14 protein-coding genes are annotated in these 18,620 nt (G+C 62.1%); 6 read left to right on the forward strand and 8 right to left on the reverse strand.

What is annotated here, in order from left to right; all coding sequences use genetic code 11:
* Window positions 1–117 precede the first annotated feature (117 nt).
* On the forward strand, window positions 118–1,416 hold the full coding sequence (locus tag V5F23_RS18570) for an MFS transporter (RefSeq protein ID WP_042732682.1): 1,299 nt from the start codon (window positions 118–120) through the stop codon (window positions 1,414–1,416).
* A gap of 147 nt (window positions 1,417–1,563) precedes the next feature.
* On the opposite strand, the gene V5F23_RS18575 is transcribed toward V5F23_RS18570, so the two are convergent.
* Window positions 1,564–3,027 carry a glyceraldehyde-3-phosphate dehydrogenase gene (locus V5F23_RS18575; RefSeq protein WP_042732681.1) on the reverse strand — a complete coding sequence of 488 codons (1,464 nt, stop codon included), beginning with the start codon at window positions 3,025–3,027 and terminating at the stop codon, window positions 1,564–1,566.
* Window positions 3,028–3,195: 168 nt separating this feature from the next.
* On the opposite strand from V5F23_RS18575, the gene mfd reads away from it, so the two are divergent.
* The 3 genes from mfd to V5F23_RS18590 are packed head-to-tail and all read left to right on the forward strand — an operon-like array spanning window position 3,196 to window position 9,927.
* A complete protein-coding gene (mfd, locus tag V5F23_RS18580; RefSeq protein WP_338496006.1) occupies window positions 3,196–6,645 on the forward strand; it encodes a transcription-repair coupling factor in 3,450 nt (1,149 codons plus the stop codon).
* Between the two features lie 10 nt (window positions 6,646–6,655).
* A complete protein-coding gene (locus V5F23_RS18585) occupies window positions 6,656–7,222 on the forward strand; it encodes a CsiV family protein (protein WP_042729265.1) in 567 nt (188 codons plus the stop codon).
* Window positions 7,223–7,233: 11 nt separating this feature from the next.
* On the forward strand, window positions 7,234–9,927 hold the full coding sequence (locus tag V5F23_RS18590; protein WP_042729266.1) for a DEAD/DEAH box helicase: 2,694 nt from the start codon (window positions 7,234–7,236) through the stop codon (window positions 9,925–9,927).
* A 116-nt stretch (window positions 9,928–10,043) separates the two neighbouring features.
* Here the strand turns inward: V5F23_RS18590 and nagZ are convergent, their stop codons facing one another.
* Both nagZ and V5F23_RS18600 read right to left on the reverse strand, forming a co-directional pair.
* The gene (gene nagZ, locus V5F23_RS18595) at window positions 10,044–11,042 is read right to left on the reverse strand and encodes a beta-N-acetylhexosaminidase (protein ID WP_172679759.1); all 999 of its coding nucleotides are present in this window, start codon (window positions 11,040–11,042) and stop codon (window positions 10,044–10,046) included.
* Window positions 11,043–11,213: 171 nt separating this feature from the next.
* Window positions 11,214–11,921, reverse strand: coding sequence for a TetR/AcrR family transcriptional regulator (locus V5F23_RS18600; RefSeq protein ID WP_042729268.1), 708 nt, complete (start codon window positions 11,919–11,921; stop codon window positions 11,214–11,216).
* Window positions 11,922–12,150: 229 nt separating this feature from the next.
* On the opposite strand from V5F23_RS18600, the gene lexA reads away from it, so the two are divergent.
* The gene (lexA, locus tag V5F23_RS18605) at window positions 12,151–12,759 is read left to right on the forward strand and encodes a transcriptional repressor LexA (protein ID WP_042729269.1); all 609 of its coding nucleotides are present in this window, start codon (window positions 12,151–12,153) and stop codon (window positions 12,757–12,759) included.
* A gap of 10 nt (window positions 12,760–12,769) precedes the next feature.
* Window positions 12,770–13,243 (forward strand): SOS-induced cell division inhibitor SulA, encoded by a 474-nt coding sequence (sulA, locus tag V5F23_RS18610; RefSeq protein WP_042729270.1) that lies wholly within the window; start codon window positions 12,770–12,772, stop codon window positions 13,241–13,243.
* 71 nt (window positions 13,244–13,314) lie between these two features.
* Here the strand turns inward: sulA and V5F23_RS18615 are convergent, their stop codons facing one another.
* The 5 genes from V5F23_RS18615 to fadA all read right to left on the reverse strand — a co-directional run bounded on the left by V5F23_RS18615 (window position 13,315) and on the right by fadA (window position 18,608).
* Entirely contained in the window at window positions 13,315–13,548 is a 234-nt protein-coding gene (locus V5F23_RS18615) for a hypothetical protein (RefSeq protein ID WP_042729282.1), read from the reverse strand.
* Window positions 13,549–13,654: 106 nt separating this feature from the next.
* Window positions 13,655–14,179, reverse strand: a complete 525-nt coding sequence (locus tag V5F23_RS18620; protein ID WP_042729271.1) for a DUF6586 family protein — start codon at window positions 14,177–14,179, stop codon at window positions 13,655–13,657.
* Between the two features lie 179 nt (window positions 14,180–14,358).
* Window positions 14,359–16,971 carry a type I DNA topoisomerase gene (topA, locus tag V5F23_RS18625; protein WP_042729272.1) on the reverse strand — a complete coding sequence of 871 codons (2,613 nt, stop codon included), beginning with the start codon at window positions 16,969–16,971 and terminating at the stop codon, window positions 14,359–14,361.
* Between the two features lie 115 nt (window positions 16,972–17,086).
* On the reverse strand, window positions 17,087–17,323 hold the full coding sequence (locus V5F23_RS18630) for a DUF1653 domain-containing protein (protein WP_042729273.1): 237 nt from the start codon (window positions 17,321–17,323) through the stop codon (window positions 17,087–17,089).
* Between the two features lie 109 nt (window positions 17,324–17,432).
* Complete coding sequence (gene fadA / locus V5F23_RS18635) at window positions 17,433–18,608, reverse strand: acetyl-CoA C-acyltransferase FadA (RefSeq protein WP_042729274.1); 1,176 nt, start codon at window positions 18,606–18,608, stop codon at window positions 17,433–17,435.
* Between the last annotated feature and the right edge of the window lie 12 nt (window positions 18,609–18,620).

Here is an 18,620-nt window from a genome sequence, read left to right on the forward strand (position 1 = left end):
GCGAACGCGATTGCGCGGGCGGCATCTCTCTTGGATGTGCCGCCCTCTTCGCGAGCAAGCCCGCTCCCACAGAGAGATACAACCCCCTACAAGATTTGCCAGAGTGAGTACCCCTTCATGTCTTCCAATACAAGCAACGGCAAGGCGATTTTCCGCGTTGTCAGCGGCAACTTCCTGGAGATGTTCGACTTCATGGTCTATGGCTTCTACGCCACGGCCATCGCCAAGACGTTCTTCCCGACCGACAGCGCGTTCGCCTCGCTGATGCTGTCCCTGGCCACGTTCGGTGCCGGGTTCCTGATGCGCCCCCTGGGGGCGATTTTCCTCGGTGCGTACATTGACCGCCACGGCCGGCGCAAAGGCCTGATCATCACCCTGGCAATGATGGCCGCCGGCACGATACTGATCGCCTGCGTGCCCGGCTACGCCACCCTGGGCGTGGCGGCTCCCTTGCTGGTGCTGCTGGGCCGCCTGCTGCAAGGCTTCTCCGCCGGGGTCGAACTGGGTGGCGTATCGGTGTACCTGGCGGAAATCTCCACGCCGGGGCGCAAGGGCTTCTTCGTCAGTTGGCAATCGGCCAGCCAACAAGCGGCCGTGGTCTTCGCCGGCCTGCTGGGGGTGGGCCTCAATCACTGGCTCAGCCCACAGGAGATGGGTGAATGGGGTTGGCGCGTGCCGTTCCTGGTGGGTTGCATGATCGTCCCGGCGATTTTCGTGATCCGTCGCTCCCTGGAAGAAACACCTGAGTTCCAGGCGAGAAAACATCGCCCTACCCTGTCGGAGATCATCCGCTCCATCGGTCAGAACTTCGGTATCGTCCTGGCCGGCATGGCACTGGTGGTGATGACCACGGTGTCGTTCTACCTGATCACCGCCTACACGCCGACCTTCGGCAAAGCCGAGTTGAACCTGTCGGACCTGGATGCATTGCTGGTCACCGTGTGCATTGGCCTGTCGAACTTCTTCTGGCTGCCGGTGATGGGGGCACTTTCGGACAAGATCGGACGCAAGCCCTTGCTGCTTGCCGCGACGATCCTGGCCATCCTGACCGCCTACCCGGCGCTGTCCTGGCTGGTGGCGAACCCCAGTTTCAGCCATTTGCTGATCGTCGAATTGTGGCTGTCGTTCCTGTACGGATCGTACAACGGCGCCATGGTGGTGGCCTTGACGGAAATCATGCCGGTAGAAGTGCGCACCACCGGTTTTTCCCTGGCCTACAGCCTGGCGACCGCAACGTTCGGCGGGTTTACGCCGGCGGCCTGTACTTATCTGATCCATGTGCTCGACAACAAGGCGGCGCCGGGGATATGGCTCAGTGGTGCGGCGGTGCTGGGGCTGATTGCAACCCTGGTACTGTTCAAGGGCAATCGTCATGCGTTGCGCACTGCGCAGGCTTCGGTAGTCGGAGGCGCCTGATCGATCGCCTTCGCGGGCAAGCCCGCTCCCACAATTTGTCCGCTTATTGAGCGAGCTTGCCCGCGAAGACGACCTACCCGTCACAGCAAAAAACCAGACAAAAAAAACGCCCCGACAAGTCGGGGCGTTTTCATGTGCGGCGAGAGCTTAGCGCGGGAACGCTGGCGGGTTCACACCGGCCATGTCTTCCATCACGCGAACCACTTGGCAGCTGTAACCGAACTCGTTGTCGTACCAGACGTACAGCACAACGCGGTTGTCGTTGCAGATGGTGGCTTCAGCATCGACCACACCGGCGTGGCGCGAGCCCACGAAGTCGGTGGACACCACTTCCTGCGAATTGACGAAGTCGATCTGCTTGTGCAGGTCGGAGTGCAGCGCCATGTAGCGCAGGTACTCGTTCATCTCTTCGCGGCTGGTGGCTTTCTCAAGGTTCAGGTTGAGAATGGCCATCGACACGTTTGGCGTCGGAACGCGGATGGCGTTGCCGGTCAGCTTGCCGGCCAGCTCAGGCAGGGCCTTGGCAGCGGCGGTGGCCGCACCGGTCTCGGTGATGACCATGTTCAGCGCGGCGCTGCGGCCACGGCGATCGCCCTTGTGGAAGTTGTCGATCAGGTTCTGGTCGTTGGTGTACGAGTGAACCGTCTCAACGTGACCGTTGACGATGCCGAACTTGTCGTTCACGGCCTTGAGCACCGGCACGATGGCGTTGGTGGTGCAGGAAGCGGCGGAAACGATCTTGTCGTCAGCGGTGATATCGCCATGGTTGATACCGTGGACGATGTTCTTCAGCTTGCCTTTGCCAGGCGCGGTCAGGACCACGCGGTCGATACCCGGGCAGGCCAGGTGCTGGCCCAAGCCGTCGGCGTCACGCCATACGCCAGTGTTGTCCACCAGCAGTGCGTCCTTGATGCCGTACTGGGTGTAGTCCACCTCGGTCGGGTTCTTCGCGTAGATCACCTGGATCAGGTTGCCGTTGGCGCAGATGGTGTTGTTTTCTTCGTCGATGGTAATGGTGCCATTGAACGAACCATGGACCGAATCACGGCGCAGCAGGCTGGCACGTTTGGTCAGGTCGTTCTCGGCGCCCTTGCGCACCACGATGGCCCGCAGGCGCAGGCCGTCGCCGCCACCGGTCTTCTCGATCAGGATGCGCGCCAGCAGGCGGCCGATGCGGCCGAAGCCGTACAGGACCACGTCGGTGCCTTTACGCGCCGAAGCGTTCTGCTGGCCAACCACGTCGGCCATTTCCTCGCGCACGAACTGCTCGGCAGTACGGCCGTTGGCCTGGGTCTTGAACTTGACGGCCAGCTTGCCCAGGTCCACCGAGGCGGCGCCGAGCTTGAGCTCGCTCATCGCCTTGAGCAGGGGGAAAGTTTCGTGGACGGACAATTCGCTGTCGTCGGACTGACGGTGGCGAGCAAAGCGGTGGGCTTTGAGAATCGCGATGACAGACTGGTTGATCAGGCTGCGGCCATAGATCGAGCTCACCACGTTGTTATTGCGGTAGAGCTGACCGATGAGAGGGATCATCGCTTCGGCGAGCGCTTCACGATCAATCCATTCACCAAGACACTGGTCGGGCTTCTGAGTCACGGGAACCTTCCACATGTAGGGGCTGAAAAAAGGGGCTACATTATGCCGCCGAGTCCACGGCGGAGCAATGCGCGCCTGTCGCACCATGGTTTTCCTGCCTGCCAGGCCAGTCTGCGACTGACAGCAGCCCCCTTCCCCCGCTACACTTGTCGACTTTGTCGCAACGCTGGAGCTCAATCTTCCGTGCCCGTTCTGCGTCTTCCGCATCTCCCTGCCGCGGCAGGTAAACAGCACTGGGGCAACCTGCCCGGTGCCGCCCTGAGCCTGGCCATCGCCGAGGCTGCCAGCGCTGCCAAGCGCTTTACCCTGCTGCTGACCGCCGACAGCCAAAGTGCCGAACGGCTGGAGCAGGCGCTGGGGTTCTTCGCGCCGGACTTGCCCGTGCTGCATTTCCCGGACTGGGAAACCCTGCCCTACGATCTTTTTTCGCCCCACCAGGACATCATTTCCCAGCGAATCGCCAGCCTCTATCGGCTGCCGGAGCTCAGTCATGGCGTTTTGGTAGTGCCAATCACCACGGCCCTACATCGCCTGGCACCGACCCAATTTCTGCTCGGCAGCAGCCTGGTGCTGGACATCGGCCAGAAGCTCGACGTCGAGCAGATGCGCACCCGCCTGGAGGCCAGCGGCTATCGCTGCGTCGACACGGTGTACGAGCACGGCGAGTTCGCGGTACGCGGCGCGCTGATCGACCTGTTCCCGATGGGCAGCAAGCTGCCGTATCGCATCGACCTGTTCGATGACGAAATCGAGACCCTGCGCACCTTCGACCCGGAAAACCAGCGTTCCATCGACAAGGTCCAGTCGATCCGCCTGTTGCCGGCCAAAGAGTTCCCGCTGCAGAAAGAGGCCGTGACGCGCTTCAAGGCGCGCTTTCGCGAACGCTTCGACGTGGACTTCCGGCGTTGCCCGATCTTCCAGGACCTGAGCAGCGGGATCACTCCCGCCGGCATCGAGTACTACCTGCCGCTGTTCTTCGAAGAAACCTCGACCCTGTTCGACTACCTGCCCCAGGACACCCAGGTGTTCTCCTTGCCCGGTATCGAACAGGCGGCAGAGAACTTCTGGAACGACGTGCGCAACCGCTACGAAGAGCGTCGCGTCGACCCTTCCCGGCCTCTATTGCCGCCGGCCGAACTGTTCCTGCCGGTCGAAGACTGTTTCGCCCGCCTCAAGCACTGGCCACGCGTGGTGGCGAGCCAGCAGGACGTGGAAACCGGCGTTGGTCGTGAGCGCTTTCCGGCCAGGCCGTTGCCCGACCTGGCGATCGAAGCCAAGGCCTCGCAACCGCTGGCGGCATTGGCGGGTTTTCTCGACGGTTTTCCTGGCCGCGTGCTGTTCACCGCCGAAACCGCAGGGCGCCGCGAAGTGCTGCTGGAGCTACTCGAACGCCTGAAGCTGCGGCCCAGGACGGTCGAAAGCTGGCCGGACTTCATCGCCAGCAAAGATCGCCTGGCGATCACCATCGCGCCGCTGGATGAAGGCCTGGTACTCGACGACCCGGCGTTGGCCCTGGTGGCCGAGAGCCCACTGTTCGGCCAACGTGTCATGCAGCGTCGGCGCCGCGAGAAACGCGCCGACGCCGCCAACGACGCCGTCATCAAGAACCTCACCGAGTTGCGCGAAGGCGCCCCGGTGGTGCACATCGACCACGGCGTGGGCCGCTACCTGGGCCTGGCGACGCTGGAAATCGACGGCCAGGCCGCCGAATTCCTGACCCTCGAATATGCCGAAGGCGCCAAGCTCTACGTTCCCGTGGCGAACCTGCACCTGATCGCGCGCTACACCGGCAGCGACGATGCCCTCGCCCCCCTGCATCGCCTGGGCTCGGAAACCTGGCAGAAAGCCAAGCGCAAAGCCGCCGAACAGGTGCGCGACGTGGCCGCCGAATTGCTCGACATCTACGCCCGCCGTGCCGCCCGCGAAGGGTATGCATTCGCCGACCCGAAGGCCGACTACGAAACCTTCAGCGCCGGCTTCCCGTTCGAGGAAACCGTCGACCAGCAGACCACCATCGAAGCCGTGCGCGCCGACATGCTCGCACCCAAGCCGATGGACCGCCTGGTGTGTGGCGACGTGGGCTTCGGCAAGACCGAAGTGGCCATGCGCGCCGCGTTCATCGCCGTGCACGCCGGCAAGCAGGTAGCGATCCTGGTGCCCACCACCCTGCTCGCCCAACAGCATTACAACAGTTTCCGCGACCGTTTCGCCGACTGGCCGGTGACCGTGGAAGTGATGAGCCGCTTCAAGTCCGCCAAGGAAGTGAACGCCGCCGTCGCGGACCTGGCCGAAGGCAAGATCGACATCGTCATCGGCACGCACAAGCTGCTGCAGGACGATGTGAAGATCAAGAACCTCGGGCTGGTGATCATCGACGAAGAACACCGCTTCGGAGTGCGCCAGAAAGAACAGCTCAAGGCTTTGCGCAGCGAAGTCGACATCCTCACCCTGACCGCCACGCCGATCCCACGCACGCTCAATATGGCGGTGTCGGGCATGCGCGACCTGTCGATCATCGCCACGCCACCGGCCCGGCGCCTGTCGGTGCGTACGTTCGTCATGGAGCAGAACAAGAGCACGGTCAAGGAAGCCCTGCTGCGCGAGTTGCTGCGTGGCGGCCAGGTCTATTACCTGCACAACGACGTGAAGACCATCGAGAAATGCGCCGCCGACCTGGCCGAACTGGTGCCGGAAGCCCGCATCGGCATCGGCCACGGGCAGATGCGCGAACGCGAACTCGAACAGGTGATGAGCGACTTCTACCACAAGCGCTTCAACGTGCTGATCGCCTCGACCATCATCGAGACCGGCATCGACGTGCCGAGCGCCAACACCATCATCATCGAGCGGGCCGACAAGTTCGGCCTGGCCCAGTTGCACCAGTTGCGTGGTCGGGTCGGGCGTAGCCACCACCAGGCCTACGCCTACCTGTTGACACCGCCGCGCCAGCAGATCACTCCGGACGCGGAAAAGCGCCTGGAGGCCATCGCCAACACCCAGGACCTGGGCGCCGGCTTCGTGCTGGCCACCAACGACCTGGAAATCCGCGGCGCCGGCGAATTGCTGGGCGACGGCCAGAGCGGCCAGATCCAGGCCGTCGGCTTCACCCTGTACATGGAAATGCTCGAACGGGCGGTCAAGTCGATCCGCAAGGGCGAACAGCCGAACCTCGACCAACCGCTGGGCGGCGGACCGGAAATCAACCTGCGGGTGCCGGCGCTGATACCCGAAGACTACCTGCCGGACGTCCACGCGCGGCTGATCCTCTACAAACGCATCGCCTCGGCCAGCGACGAGGAAGGCCTCAAAGACTTGCAAGTGGAGATGATCGACCGCTTCGGCCTGCTGCCGGAACCGACCAAGCACCTGGTCCGCACCACGCTGCTCAAGCTCAAGGCCGAGCAACTGGGGATCAAGAAAGTCGATGGCGGCCCCAATGGCGGGCGCATTGAGTTCGAGGCCCAGACACCGGTCGACCCACTGGTGCTGATCAAGCTGATCCAGGGCCAGCCCAAGCGCTACAAGTTCGAAGGCGCCACGATGTTCAAGTTCATGGTGCCCATGGAACGCCCGGAAGAGCGTTTCAATACCGTAGAAGCGCTGTTCGAGCGCCTAACCCCGACCACTGCTTGAAGGACGCCACATGCGCCTGTTTCGCTCACTGACCTTGTTGATGACCCTGGTCGCTCCCCTGGCGTTTGCCGACGACCTGTATCAGGTTGAAATGATCCTGGTGCGGCAGAACGCGGAGCCGGCAATCATCAGCCGCGCCGCGCCGGAAGACTGGGACGCCGGCGCGCGACGCCTGGACGCCAATGCCCAACGCACACCGGCACTGGGCGCCATCGTGGAAAAACTCAACGCCAGCGGCCAATACACGGTATTGATGCACAAGGCCTGGCAGCAGAACGTCGGCGAACAGGGCAGCAAGATTGCCATCAGCGAGGGCACCGAACAGTTCGGGCAATTCCCCATCGAGGGCACCCTGGAACTGAAACTGGGCCGCTTCACCGACGTCGACGCCGACTTCTGGATCAACCAGATCGACGCCAATGGGCTGGTCACCGCCAGCGAACGCCTGAAACAGCAGAGTCACACCAAGAATGGCCAGCTGAACTTCCTCGACAATGGCCACCTTGGCCTGCTGATCAAGCTCACCTCGCTGACCGCGCCTGCACCCCGCCAGTCCCCTGACGTCATTCCGGACTGAGTGGCGCACCTATGCCCTCGCCCCTGAGCAAACCCCTGGCCCCTTCCTGGGTCAATCGATTCAAGGAACAAAGCCTGGAGCGTGGGCGCCGCTATGCGCTGGAAAACCGGGTCAGGATCGTCGAGGCCGGCGACAGCACCATCACCGCCAGTTGCGAAGGCTCTGGCAGTAGCGTCTACCGTCAGACCATTCGCCTCAAGGAGTCGGCCAAAGGCACGCTGATCCTGCTTGACGCCGCGTGCTCCTGCCCGGTGCGCATCAACTGCAAGCATTGCGCGGCGGTTCTTCTGCAAGTGCAGGAAACCCTGGCCTACCCGGCTGCCGAAAAAGACGCGCAGTTGCTGGAAAAACTCCAGTCGGTGCTGGACAACCGCAGCCCCAAGGCACCGCCCCAGGTGCTGGTGGACAACGTGCAACCACTGCCACGCCTGTGGCTGGCAAGCATCGAGTTCAGCGCCTTCGAGCCGCGCAACGGCAAGATGCAACGCTACATCCAGCACCGTGCGGCGCTGTCCTTCAGCTACTTGGGCGAGTATGTCAGCGGCCAACGCAACAGCGACGTGCTGCTGCGCCAGGAAACCCAGACGCTGCGGATAAAGCGCCATACCGATGTGGAACAGTCCTACCGCGAACAACTGCGAATCCTCGGATTCAAGGTCGCGACCCGGCAGAGCAAGGCGTTGCCGGAAAGCGCCGGCGAGCTGTATGAGATGGTCAACGACAGCGCCTGGTTGACCTTCACCCTCAATGACCTGCCCAAACTTCGTGAGCAAGGCTGGGAGTTGCAGATCGACGAGGAATTCGGCTTCGACCTGACCGCCGTGGATGACTGGTATGCCACGGTGGAGGAAACGCCGGAGCGGGACTGGTTCGACCTCGAGCTGGGGATCATCGTCAACGGCGAGCGCCTGAGCCTGCTGCCAATCCTGTTGAACCTGATGCGCTCGCACATCGAGCTGTTCAACCCGGAACGCCTGGCCAGGCGCCGCGACGACGAGCTTATCCTGGTCAACCTGCCCACTCGCCCGAACGCCGAGTTCGGCCCGCAACAAGTGGCCCTGCCCTACGGTCGGCTGAAACCGGTACTGGCGACCCTGGGCGAGTTCTACTTGCAAGAGCCCGGCACCACCAAGCTGCGCTTGAACAGCGCGGACGCCTTGCGCCTGAACCCGCTGCAAGACATGCCGCTGAGTTGGGAAGGCGGCGAATACATTCGTGGCCTCGCCCAACGCCTGCGCGACATCAAGGACTACACCGCCGCCGCGCCCGAAGGCCTGAACGCGACGCTGCGACCCTACCAGCTCGAAGGCCTGAGCTGGATGCAGTCGCTGCGCCAGCTGGAGGTCGGCGGCATCCTGGCGGATGACATGGGCCTGGGCAAAACCCTACAGACCCTGGCGCACATTCTCAGCGAAAAAAATGCCGGGCGCCTCGACCGGCCGTGCATGGTGGTGATGCCCACCAGCCTGATTCCCAACTGGCTCGACGAAGCGGCCCATTTCACGCCGCAGCTCAAGGTGCTGGCCCTGTATGGCGCCGGGCGCAAGAAACACTTCGAGCGACTGGCCGACTACGACCTGGTCCTCACCACCTATGCGCTGCTGCCCAAGGACGTCGAGCGCCTGGCTGCACAGCCGCTGCATGTGCTGATCCTCGATGAGGCCCAATACATCAAGAATCCCACCAGCAAGGCCGCCCAGGCCGCCCGTGAGCTCAATGCGCGGCAACGGCTGTGCCTGTCCGGCACACCGCTGGAAAACCACCTGGGTGAACTCTGGTCGCTGTTCCACTTCCTGTTGCCGGGCTGGCTCGGGGACGTCAAGAGCTTCAACCGCGATTACCGTACCCCCATTGAAAAGCGCGGCAGCGACGTCAGATTGCAGCACCTCAACGGTCGGATAAAACCTTTCCTGCTGCGCCGGACCAAGGAACAGGTGGCGACTGAGTTGCCACCCAAGACCGAGATCATCCATTGGGTGGAACTCAGCGACGCCCAGCGGGACGTCTACGAAACCATGCGCCTGGCCATGGACAAGAAAGTGCGCGACGAAATCACCCGCAAAGGCGTCGCCCGCAGTCAGATCATCATCCTCGAAGCGTTGCTCAAGCTCCGCCAGGTGTGCTGCGATCTGCGCCTGATCAACGATGCCGCCCTCCCCACCCGAGGCAGCACTTCGGGCAAGCTCGACAGCCTGATGGGCATGCTGGAGGAACTGTTCGAAGAAGGCCGGCGGGTGCTGCTGTTTTCCCAGTTCACCTCGATGCTGGCGCTGATCGAAGATGAGCTGAAGAAACGCGGCGTCGACTACGCCATCCTGACCGGACAGACCCGCGACCGACGCACCCCCGTCAAGGAATTCCAGAGCGGCAAGCGTCAGATTTTCCTGATCAGCCTGAAGGCCGGCGGCGTAGGCCTGAACCTGACCGAAGCCGACACGGTGATTCACTACGACCCATGGTGGAACCCGGCCACCGAAAACCAGGCGACCGACCGCGCTTACCGTATCGGCCAGGAAAAACCGGTGTTCGTCTACAAATTGATTGCCCGGGGCACGGTAGAAGAAAAGATTCAGCTACTGCAAAAGGAAAAATCCGACCTCGCCGCCGGCGTCCTGGATGGACGCGTGGCCGGCGACTGGAAGTTGCAGAGCGACGATATCGAAGCGCTGTTTGCGCCGTTGCCGGACAAGCTGGAAAAGCGCTGAGGCGGCGCAGTGTTGCGTTGACCTTGATGGCGCCTGCTCGCGAATTCGGGAGGTCAGTCGCCACGGTACTGACTGACCTCAATCCTTGCGGGCAACCTGCCCCAGCCCAGCGCCCCTCAATCTATCAATTGCGCCGCTTTCAACGCCCCGACCGCGGTCAGCCAGCGAGGGTCCTGGCGGTACTCGGTGGAGGCAAAGGCGCGGCCGCGCATCCGGGCGATCCGCGCCGAGGGCGTGACCTTCAAGCGCTGGGCGGCACTCAAGGCCAGCTCGGCGGCCGCGCGATCGTTGCACACCAGGCCCATGTCGCAACCGGCCGTCAAGGCGGCTTCGATACGACTGGCGGCATCGCCCACCACATGGGCGCCGGCCATCGACAGGTCATCGCTGAAAATCACCCCGTCAAAACCCAGCTCGCCGCGTAGGATATCCTGCAGCCAGCGCCGGGAAAATCCGGCCGGGTTGGGATCGACCTGAGGATAGATCACATGGGCCGGCATGACCGCCGCCAGTTGCTGGCTGAGCCTGGCAAAGGGTACCAGATCGTTGGCGCGGATCTGTTCCAGGCTACGTTCGTCGTTGGGGATCGCCACATGGGAATCCGCCTCGGCCCAACCGTGCCCGGGGAAATGCTTGCCGGTGGCGGCCATTCCGGCGGCGCTCATGCCACGGATGAAGGCCCCGGCCAATAGGGCTGCGCGCTCGGGATCACCTTCGAAGGCGCGACTGCCGACGACCGCGCTGCGCTGGTAATCGAGGTCCAGCACCGGCGCGAAGCTCAGGTCCAGGCCAACCGCCAGCACCTCGGTCGCCATGATCCAGCCGCACTGCTCGGCCAGGTATTCGGCATTCGGGTTATCGGCGATGGCCCGCATCGCCGGCAAGCGTACGAAGCCCTGGCGCAGGCGCTGGACGCGGCCGCCTTCCTGATCCACCGCCAGCAGGAGGTCGGGCCGGATGGCACGGATCGACGCGCTCAACTCCCGCACCTGACGCGGGTGCTCGATGTTGCGGGCAAAAATGATCAGGCCACCCACTTCGGGCTGACGCAACAAGTGGCGATCTTCGGCCGTCAGCCAGGTACCGGCGACGTCCACCATCAACGAGCCTTGCAGGCCAGCAGTCATAGGATTTCCTTGATAAAGATGAACCCGCGCGCAACAACACTGCCAGGAAACAGGCCCGGCAGGTCGCGGTGACGCAATGGAAGATAGGACGGATTCGAAACGAGAGTCGGCATGGGCGGCTAGCTTAGCGGATGTAGGCCGCTGCGCCCACCCATGCCCTTACGCCTTGGCGAGCGCCGGGACGGATTTGCTGCGCGGGCGCAATTGCGCGGCCGCCATGGCTTCATCGGTCACGCCGGTTTCGGCGCGCATGCCGGCGGCCAAAAACGGCACCATCAGCCGCATCACCTGCTCAATCGAGGTGTTCACGCCGAAATCCGTTTCCGCGATGGCTCGCAGTGCCTTGATACCGGACATGCTGAACGCGGCGGCGCCGAGCATGAAGTGCACGCGCCAGAACAACTCGATCGGCGGGATACGCGGCGCCGCCTCATTGACCAGCAACATGTAACGGCGGAACACCTTGCCGTACATGTCTTCCAGGTAACGCCGCAAGTGCCCCTGGCTCTGGCTGAACGCCAGGCCCAACAGGCGCATGAAGATGGACAGGTCGTTGCCGCTGCGAGGTTGCACGACAAGGGCTTGCTCGACCAGGATTTCCAACAGCTCTTCCAGGGTCGGCTTGACCTCGGGCTTGGCCTGGCGACGCTCCAGCTCGCGGTCGAGGCTCAGGCAGAACGGCCCGAGGAAGCGCGAGAACACGGCCTGGATCAAGGCCTTTTTCGAACCGAAGTGATAGTTCACCGCCGCCAGGTTGACCCCGGCCTTGCTGGTGATCAGGCGCAACGAGGTTTCGGCGAAACCTTTTTCCGCGAACAACTGCTCGGCAGCATCGAGGATGCGTTCAACGGTTTCCGACTGGGCCATGACTACTCCGCCTGACAAACACTTGTTTGAAACATACGTTTCAGCCTGTGGGTTGTCAAGTCTGCGCGGGCGTTTTGCGAACGCCCGGTCAGCTATTTAACCACACCTTTGAACGGGCTGTAGCCATGGCGCGGGCGACCGTCCAGCGCCTGGTGAAAAAAGGAGGATTGCCAAGCGTCGCCCACTGTATATAATCCCAGTCACTGTATAAAAAGACAGAGCGATCAATATGCTAAAGCTGACGCCACGCCAAGCAGAGATTCTGGCCTTCATCAAACGTTGCCTCGAAGACAACGGCTACCCGCCGACCCGTGCGGAAATCGCCCAGGAACTGGGGTTCAAGTCGCCCAATGCGGCTGAAGAACACCTCAAGGCGCTGGCCCGCAAGGGTGCAATCGAAATGACCCCGGGGGCCTCCCGCGGCATTCGTATCCCGGGCTTCGAAGCCAAGGCCGACGACACTACCCTGCCGATCATTGGTCGCGTGGCCGCCGGTGCTCCCATCCTCGCCGAGCAACACGTCGAGGAGTCCTGCAACATCAATCCTTCGTTCTTCCACCCGCGAGCTGATTACCTGCTTCGGGTACACGGCATGAGCATGAAGGACATCGGCATCTTCGACGGCGACCTGCTGGCCGTTCATACCACTCGCGAAGCCCGTAATGGCCAGATCGTGGTGGCGCGCATCGGCGACGAAGTGACCGTCAAGCGCTTCAAGCGCGACGGCAGCAAGGTCTGGTTGATTGCCGAGAACCCCGAGTTCGCGCCTATCGAAGTAAACCTGAAAGATCAGGACCTGGTCATCGAAGGCTTGAGCGTCGGCGTGATCCGCCGCTAAAGGAGGCTTTATGCAATTCCCTCACACCCCACAACACACACAACTGCCGCTGTTCGAGGCATTCATGGCCCAACCGCTGGTTCCAGTCCTGAAAGAGGTCATCGAATCGCCCTGGGGCGTCGAACCCGAGGCTTTCAGCGAACTGTCGTTACGGGGTGCAGCCGGGAATTGCCTGAACCTGCTCGCGCCGATCCTGCGAGAGTTGAGCCAGGACCAGGATGCTCGCTGGTTGACGCTGATCGCCCCACCGGCCAGCGTCACCCAAGCCTGGTTGCGCGATGCCGGCCTGAATCGCGAACGGATCCTGCTGCTTCAACCACGCGGGACCCAAAGCGCGCAACAATTGACCTGCGAAGCGTTGCGCCTGGGCCGTAGCCATACCGTCGTCAGCTGGATCAATCCGTTGACCGCGACCGCGCGGCAACAATTGATCAGCGCCGCTCGCACCGGGGACGCACAAAGCTTGAATATTCGATTGGGCTAAGGCAAGCGCAGGGCTTCTCCAGAACAGAGAAGCCGGTCAGTACAGTGCTTCTAAAAAGCCGACGGACGGGATCAATGAAGAACCCGAGGGCCCTCTTCCTTGTTGAGGTCGCCTTCAACCAGGCGCCCCGCCATCTGGACACCCACGCTCAGCATCGCCTTGGCGACCTCGACGTGCTGGCCCTGAAGGAATGCCTTGGCGTCTTCGGAGAAGTTCAGCGTCACCAGGGAACCCTCATCCTCGGCCCTGCGCAGCTCGATGCGGCCATCAGGAAGTTCGACAATTTCTAGAAAGGACGTAGGCATAAAAGTCTGTTCTCCACGAAAGGCGAGGATTATATAGTCATCGGAACCGCTTCGCTCGGGATCTTGACCAAGCGTTGTCAGCGAATGTCTTGGGCCGAGCCGTAACTCAGCACTCATTCAGCCCTTCGCGAAAGCGTAGTGCCAGGCTCTTGAGGTTCTGCCGCCAGCTTTCCAGCTCCTCCCGGCTCAACACCTGCTCAGGCTCTTCTTCGTCCAGGTTGACCGCCACGATCAACGGCTGGGTCACGTCCCCCTTGGGCTTGCGAGGGGCCCGTGGCGGCTGGAAGAGCGCCGCATGGGCAGCCAACAGTTTCGCCAGCCAGGTTTCCGGGTTGTGGGCCAGCTCGACCATTTCGGCCAATTCCGGGATGGCGAGGGTTTCCAGCACTTCGCGGGTCAGCAGTTGTTCGGCCCGGGACGCATTCGCTTGCGGCAGGCGATAGAACCCCGCAATTTCATGGCACAACCCCAATAGAGCACCGTAAAGGTGGAACAGCACGGACTCACGCCCCGCCTGCAGCAGCGCCGGGGAATTCATCGCGCGCCCATCCTCGGCCCTGGCGAGCGCTTCGAGCGACAGGCCGGCGAAATAAATCTTTTGATTGGTGCGGGTATAGAGTTCGTGGGCCATGGCGGCACCTCTCCAACAAAATAAAAGCGTCACGCAAGGGCGACAGTGTCGTGGATCGACCGAAGGCCCGCAAGCCAAAAACAGGAAGGCCGCATGAAAACCCCGGGGTTGTCATGCGGCCTTCCTGTTCACTGGGGCTTACAAGAGGGTTCTCACCCGACAAGCAGCCGCCCTATCGGTCAGCGCTTGTCTTCAACGGTCCACTTGCCACCGTCGTAGAACGCCTTCCAGCCGGTTGGCTTGCCATCGACCTCGGTCTGCACGTACTGCTCCTTGGTCTTGCGGCTGTAGCGGATGACCGCCGGACGACCCTCCGGGTCCTTCTGCGGGGCTTCGCAGAGGAAATGGTACTTCGGATCGATCTCGTCCTTGTGCGGCACGATCTCCATCACCAGTGGCGCACGGGTCTCGCGGTTTTTCGGGAACTGGCTGGCCGCCAGGAACAGACCGGAAGCACCATCACGCAGGATGTAGGTGTCGTTGACCTTCTCGCACTGGAGTTCGGGCATCTTCACCGGGTCCATCTTCGGTGGCGCCGCATCGCCGCTCTTGAGCAGCTTGCGGGTGTTCTTGCAGGTTGGGTTGGTGCAACCGAAGAACTTGCCGAAACGACCGGTCTTGAGCTGCATCTCGCTGCCGCACTTGTCGCACTCCAAGCTAGGGCCTTCGTAGCCCTTGATGCGATAGGAGCCCTCTTCGATCTCGTAGCCGGCACAGTCCGGGTTGTTGCCGCAGATGTGCAACTTGCGCTTTTCATCCAGCAGGTAGGCGTCCATCGCCGTGCTGCAGATCGGGCAGCGATGCTTGCCACGCAGCACCAAGGATTCGGACTCCCCCTCGTCGTCCGCGGCGATTTCATCGCCAGGTACCAGGTTGACGGTCGCCTTGCAGCGCTCCTTGGGCGGCAGGCTGTAGCCCGAGCAACCGAGGAACACGCCGGTGGACGCTGTGCGGATCTGCATCGGACGACCGCAGGTCAGGCATGGAATGTCGGTCATGACCGGCTGGTTCGCCCGCATGCCACTTTCCGGGCTTTCGGCCACTTCGAGTTTTTTCTTGAAGTCGCCGTAGAACTCGTCAAGCACATTTTTCCAGTCGCGCTCGCCCTGGGCCACGTCGTCGAGGTTCTCTTCCATGCCGGCGGTGAAGCCGTAGTCCATCAGGTTCGAGAAGCTCTCGGACAGGCGCTCGGTAACGATGTCACCCATCTTTTCCGAATAGAACCGACGGTTGTGCAGCGCCACATAGCCACGATCCTGGATGGTGGAAATGATCGCCGCATAGGTCGAAGGACGACCGATACCACGTTTTTCCATTTCCTTGACCAGGCTGGCTTCCGAATAGCGAGCCGGCGGCTTGGTGAAATGCTGGGTCGGATCAAGCTTGATCAGCTTCATCACGTCGCCCTGGGCCATGTCCGGCAGGACGTCGTCATCCCCAGGCTTGGTGATTTGCGGCATGACGCGGGTGTAGCCGTCGAACTTGAGGATGCGGCCCTTGGCGCGCAGCTCGAAATCGCCAGCACCCACGCTGACCGTCGTCGACAGGTATTGCGCCGGCAGCATCTGGCAGGCCAGGAACTGGCGCCAGATCAGCTCGTAGAGACGCTCGGCATCGCGCTCCATGCCAGACAGCTTGCTTGGCTCGGTATTGGCGTCGGACGGACGAATCGCTTCGTGAGCCTCTTGTGCGCCTTCCTTGCTGCTGTAGACGTTGGGCGTGTCCGGCAGGTATTTCTTGCCGAACTCGCTTTCTATATAAGTGCGCGCCATCGCCACGGCATCGGCCGAGAGGTTGGTCGAGTCGGTACGCATATAGGTGATGTAGCCGGCTTCGTACAGACGCTGGGCCATCATCATGGTTTTCTTCACGCCAAAGCCCAGGCGGTTGCTCGCGGCCTGTTGCAGCGTGGAGGTAATGAACGGCGCCGACGGCTTGCTGCTGGTCGGCTTGTCCTCGCGCTTGACGATGCTGTAGCTGGATGCCTTGAGCTTCTCCAGCGCGGCCATGGCCTGGGCTTCATTGAGCGGCTTGAAGGCCTCGCCCTTCTCGCGGGCCACTTCGAAGCGCACGGTAGCGCCCTTGGCGGTGCCGAGGTCGGCGTGGACTTCCCAGTATTCCTCGGGGATGAACGCACGGATTTCCCGCTCGCGCTCCACCACCAGCTTGACCGCCACGGACTGTACGCGCCCGGCCGACAAGCCGCGGGCGATCTTGGCCCACAGCAGCGGCGAGACCATGTAGCCCACTACGCGATCGAGAAAGCGCCGTGCCTGCTGGGCGTTGACCCGGTGGATATCCAGCTCGCCCGGCTGGGAGAAGGCTTCCTGGATCGCCTTCTTGGTGATTTCGTTGAACACCACGCGCTTGTAGCGGCTGTCATCCCCACCGATGGCTTCGCGCAGGTGCCAGGCAATGGCTTCCCCTTCGCGGTCCAAGTCCGTCGCGAGATAGATGGTGTCGGCGTCCTTGGCGAGCCGACGCAGTTCTTCGATGACCTTTTCCTTGCCTGGGAGGATCTCGTACTTGGCTTTCCAGCCGTGTTCCGGATCAACCCCCATGCGCGAGACCAGCTGCTTGCGCGCCTTGTCTTTCGGCGACAGCGCCGGCGCTTCACCGGCAGCCGCCTTGCCGCGCTTGGCGGCTGGCTCCTTGCTGGCGCTAGCCGAACCGCTGGTGGGCAGGTCTCGGATATGGCCGATACTCGACTTCACCACGTATTGGTTGCCCAGATACTTGTTGATGGTCTTGGCCTTAGCCGGGGATTCCACAATGACCAGCGATTTGCCCATGGATCAGAAAATTCCTGAATGCTAAAAAGTGAAAGGCGGTTGGCGCCTGACGCGGCACCGCTATATATAGTGGCTGCAAGGTGAGGTCAAGCGCAGGGTTGCCCGCAGGTTGGCCTCAACGCTTGGGAAAAATGCTTTCCTCGGCCTGCACCAAAGCAAAGCGTGGCACCTGTTCGCCGTCAACCTCGACGGACTCCTGGAACATGCTCAAGGGACGCACCCAGAAGCCGTAATCGCCATACAGGGCTTGATAGAAGACCACTTCTTCCTCGGTCTCGGAATGCCGCGCAATACTGAATACGCGGTACTGCGGACCCTTGTAATGTTGGTAGAGCCCAGGTTGTATCGGCATGCTTTGGCCCTCACTGAATTTTTTTCAAAATAAAAACAAAATTTCTTTCTACTAAACCCGGAAAAACAAAAACCGGGGCACTTGGCCCCGGCTTCCATCGACGCAACGCTTAGACGCGTTCGAAGACAGTGGCGATGCCCTGGCCGAGACCAATGCACATGGTGGACACGCCAAACGTGCCGCCGTTCTGTTTCATCACGTTGAGCAACGTGCCGGAGATACGCGCACCGGAGCAACCGAATGGGTGGCCCAGGGCGATCGCGCCGCCGTGCAGGTTAACCTTCTCGTTCATCTTGTCGAGCACTTTCAGATCTTTCAGCACCGGCAGGGCCTGTGCGGCGAACGCTTCGTTGAGCTCGAAGAAGTCGATATCGGAGATGCTCAGGCCGGCACGCTTCAAGGCTTTCTGCGTGGCCGGTACCGGACCATAACCCATGATCGCCGGGTCCACACCCGCCACGGCCATGGAGCGAATTACCGCCATCGGCTGGATGCCCAGGTCTTGGGCACGCTGGGCCGACATCACGATCATGCACGAGGCACCGTCGGTGATCTGCGACGACGTACCGGCAGTCACGGTGCCACCCTTCGGGTTGAACGCCGGCTTGAGGGTCGCCAGGCTTTCCAGGGTGGTTTCCGGACGAATGGTTTCGTCGTAGTCGAACAGCTTCAGGAAGCCGTTCTCGTCATAGCCCTGCATCGGGATGATTTCGTCCTTGAACTTGCCTTCCACGGTCGCCTTGTGGGCGAGCTGGTGGGAGCGCACGCCGAAGGCGTCCTGCTGCTCACGGGTGATGCCGTGCATCTTGCCGAGCATTTCCGCGGTCAGGCCCATCATGCCCGAGGCTTTCGCCGCGTACAGCGACATGTGCGGGTTCGGATCGACGCCGTGCATCATGCTCACGTGGCCCATGTGCTCGACACCGCCGACGACGAACACGTCGCCGTTGCCGGTCATGATCGCCTGGGCGGCGGTGTGCAGCGCGCTCATGGACGAACCGCACAGGCGGCTGACCGTCTGGCCGGCTGCCGTGTGAGGAATCTGGGTCATCAGCGACGCCATGCGGGCGATGTTCCAGCCCTGCTCCAGGGTCTGGTTCACGCAGCCCCAGATCACGTCCTCGACTTCATTGGGGTCGACCTTGACGTTGCGTTCCAGCAGTTTGCTGATCAGGTGCGCCGACATGTCTTCGGCGCGGGTGTTGCGGTGCATGCCGCCCTTGGAGCGGCCCATCGGCGTACGACCGAAGTCGACAATCACGACGTCTCTAGGATTCAAGCTCATAAATGTTCTCTC

This window comes from Pseudomonas sp. WP18 (assembly GCF_036689585.1).
Lineage (GTDB): Bacteria > Pseudomonadota > Gammaproteobacteria > Pseudomonadales > Pseudomonadaceae > Aquipseudomonas > Aquipseudomonas chlororaphis_E.